The organism is Acinetobacter sp. Colony158 (genome assembly GCF_019264745.1).
Lineage (GTDB): Bacteria > Pseudomonadota > Gammaproteobacteria > Pseudomonadales > Moraxellaceae > Acinetobacter > Acinetobacter ursingii.
This window is the reverse complement of sequence record NZ_CP078523.1, coordinates 3,029,855-3,030,221: the sequence shown is the minus strand read 5'-3', so window position 1 is coordinate 3,030,221 and position 367 is coordinate 3,029,855. Positions and strand designations below refer to the sequence as shown.

At 39.5% G+C, this 367-nt stretch carries 1 protein-coding gene and 1 pseudogene; both read right to left on the bottom strand.

Annotated elements, in window-relative coordinates; genetic code table 11:
• Positions 1–230: pseudogene (locus JR005_RS12475) on the bottom strand (integrase core domain-containing protein); the annotation flags it as partial.
• Positions 231–261: 31 nt separating this feature from the next.
• Positions 262–367, bottom strand: a 106-nt coding sequence (locus tag JR005_RS12470; protein WP_218665841.1) for an integrase core domain-containing protein, incomplete at its 5' end; no start/stop codon positions are given.

The window sequence follows — 367 nt, the reverse complement described above, 5'->3', positions numbered from 1 at the left end:
GCCACCTGACCTAACGGGTTAATTTTATCATAGTAGATTGCTTCAAACTCAAAAGGCGATACATAACCTAGTGCACTGTGTACACGCTTTTTATTGAACCAATCTACCCAGTTTAGTGTCGCAAGTTGTACATCTGCTAAACCTTGCCAATCTGCTTTTAAATATTCAATCACCTCTGTTTTTTATAAGCCATTCACCGTTTCAGCCAGAGCATTATCGTATGGTAATCCTCCCATAAATAACTGAATTTAAAAGTAGAGGTTAAGCAGCCATTAGAGGTGGTTTGCCTCCGTTAGCTTGATGTGGTCGTTCATGATTGTAGTGCCACAACCACTGTGTTGCATAATCTTGTACTTCATCCAAAGTA